Annotated in this window: 1 protein-coding gene; it reads right to left on the bottom strand. The window is 57.8% G+C overall.

The genetic code is table 11. The features are described from left to right. The coding region (locus U5A67_RS40290) for a beta strand repeat-containing protein (protein ID WP_415768394.1) at positions 1-3,179 on the bottom strand (3,179 nt) is incomplete at both ends.

Genomic DNA, 3,179 nt, shown 5'->3' with positions numbered 1-3,179 from the left:
CCGGCCTGAATCGTTCCCGCGACAAAATCCGGAAGCCCGACCGCGTCTGGCAAACCCGCGGGATCCTGCGCCTGTGTGCTGCTATATGAACTGCCGTACAACGTGGCACACAAGCTCGTGTTGCCCGCACACCCCCACGATGGGTAGTTGTCGTTGTAGAACGTGAGATCGGCGTGCCAATATGCGCTCAGATACTGGTTGTCGCTGCTAGCACTTGAGCTTGCGTCGATCGTGACGTCATTCAGCGCGGTAATCAGGCTGCCAGTATTGGAGAACGTGACGGCATCAAGATTGACGTCGTGGCTTGCCGTGATGGTTGCAGCATTGGCCGACTGCACGTCAACATACGCTTCGCAATCACCCGAACAACCGGTGTAGGGTGTAGAGCTCCCATAATTCTGGTGAATCTGGACGGGAGCGGCAACGGTGTTGGTAAACGTGCCCGCACTGATATCAACATCATTGCCAGCTGCAATCGCCCCCGATGTATTCACAACACTCGAAGCCTGCATAAGGCTGGTGGGCGACGTCACACTATCGCTCGCGACTGTGCCCGAACCACCAATCACAACGTTGCGGCCAGCAACGATATTGCCATAGGTGTTATTGACGGCATCCGCCGCGATAACGACATCATTCGCGGCGCTAACTGATGCATTGATCTGGTCGTACGTATAGGTCTGCGAGTCAGGATTCGTCGTGAGCAACGACGAACAGTATGCACTGAAGCCTGCCGCACAACCTGCGGTTGTCGTCATCGTGCCCGTGTTCGTCCCCTGATTGGTGAACGATGTGGCCGTGATCTCAACATCGTTGCCGGCCGCAATACTCCCGGCGTTCGTCAGCGCGCCTCCGGACAGATTCACGTTATGCCCGGCGACGATCTGCCCTGCCTGACCCTGCACAGTCACCGAAGAGCTCACTGACGGCGCAGTGACAGTACCTGCACCATCCAGCACATACCTTGCAGCATATCCTTCCGAGTCTTCCCATCCGCTGCAGGTCAGTGCGCTGGGACAGTACTGTGACCACGCATTCGTGCTGCTGCCCAGCACCATGAATGCCGCGGTACTGCTTTCGGATGCAAGCGTTTGCAGAAAAGTATCCAGCGATGTCTGGTCAACCGTATCCGTAACCGTGGACGAATAGGTCGAACTACCGTTCAGCAGCGATTGAACAGAGATGTTTGCATCGTCGCCAGCGCTCACCGTACCACCGGTGTTGTCTAGCGTCCCGGCAGTGATCGACAGGTCGTTGCCAGCAGCAATGACCGATGTTGCATTCAGGCTACCACTCGTTGTCACCGTCTCCGTGACCGTTGGTAGCGTTGCTGTAAAGGAGCCGCCGTAAGAAGCGAGATCACTCTGGGGGACGCTACCGTTTTCGTCGAGTACCCAGCCGTTTCCCAGGTAGCCCCACGTCGAGGCGAGCACAAACTCCACACTGCCAGTCGAGGCAACCGGCTCATATACTGACGGATCGAGCGTCATATACAGCCCGGCCGGAATAACTCTGGAAAGACTCGTTGAATATTCCGCTCCTCCTGGCGAGAGCAGGTTACCTAGCGTCAAAGGGACACTGAATGACGAATCCGGTACACCAGAACCCGAATCCTCATTGACAATCTCGATATTTTCCGAACCGACGACGGTTGAATCCAGCAACGCTGCGTTGTCGATGGTCGTCGTGGTAGTCGTTGTTCCGGAGAGGTTCGCACCCGAGTTGATGACACTTGCGGCGGTGATAGTCAGATCATCCGCTGCAGTAATTGTCCCACCGGCATTGGTGAGACTGCCTGACAGGTCAATTTCCATATCTCCGGCGCCCGTCGTCGCGTTGCCGACTTCGGTCGTTCCGCCGGAATTGTCGTAGCTCGTGCCGTTAATCGTCAGGGCATTTTCCGCCTCCACCGTGCCAGCATTCACCCCCGCGCCATTGAGCACCAGCGTATCATTCGCCTGAACGAGTCCCGCGGCCGAGTTGCTCAAAGAACCATTGATCGTCAGATCCTGAACGGTCACAGTGCCGGTGTTGCTGACCGCCCCATTCAGCGCCAGCGAGCCACCAGCCTGACTGATTACGCCAGTGTTCAGCAGCGCGCCGTTGGTCGTGACGTCAACTGCCGTTTCAGGCAACACCCATGTGCCCGTGTTATTGATCGCAAGTGCGCTCAGGCTGTACGCTGTCCCAGCGTCGATGGTTCCCATCGATGCCGCCGAAGGATCAATCGTCTGACCGGGAAGACTCAACGCGACGCTGTTTGCCGCAAGAATCTCTCCATCGGCATTACTGAACGCGCCGACTTCCGTGCCACTCACCTTGATTGAAACCGAACCGCCAGACGAAGCCGCATCGCTGACATCTCCGCCATAGATCACTCCATCGGTGTTGTTAAGCGTGCTCGTGGTGATATTCAGAGCGGTGGTCGCCTGCAGCACGCCTGTGTTCACGAGGCTTTGCGCAACCGTCAGTGTCGCCGCGTCACCGTAGATCGTTCCGGAGTTTGACAAATCTGTCGCGGCGACGCTGACCGTCTCCAGCGACGAGAGCGTTCCAGTGTTGTTTACTTCCGTACCCGAGATGCCTAGATTGCCTGCCGATAGTTGCGAGCCCTCATTGGTTACGCTTGCCGCTTCAAGCACGGCATCTCCGAGGTACGCTGCAGTCCCTCCAGTATCAAGACTTTGAGACGCAGTAGCCCGATATGCGCCACCGATCACCGCATTGGCCGTCTTGACAATCGCCCCCGAAAGTGTGGCGTTGCCTGACACATTCAGACCTGGGGCGCTGGAATCGTATGCCGCCGTCATCTGGCCGGCGGACGTATCCAGAACCCCAAGTGCGACCGCTGTCAGATTTCCGCCTGTTGCAACACCCTGGGTTGTGATGTTCCCACCGGATAGGGAGAGGTTGCCCGAGACAGTTGTCTGCGCCTCAAGCGTCAGATTCTGGGCAGCCGTCAACACAGCCGAACCCGCAACCGATACGGCACCGGTCAGCGTCGCGCTGCCGCTTTCCGCATCCATCGCCAGATCACCCAGCGCTTCCACGCTGTCCTGAGCGCTGATATCTCCACCGGCAGTGGCTGTCAGGTCGGCGCCGGTAAGGGCCGCACCGGTCAGCGTGACACTTCCTGCCGTAGCTGACAGGACTGCATTAGAGATCACGGTTATTGCCGC

Origin of the sequence: Paraburkholderia sp. J69-1 (genome assembly GCF_905220255.1) — a bacterium.
In the GTDB taxonomy this organism is placed as follows: domain Bacteria; phylum Pseudomonadota; class Gammaproteobacteria; order Burkholderiales; family Burkholderiaceae; genus Paraburkholderia.
This window is presented reverse-complemented; position numbering and strand designations above follow the sequence as displayed.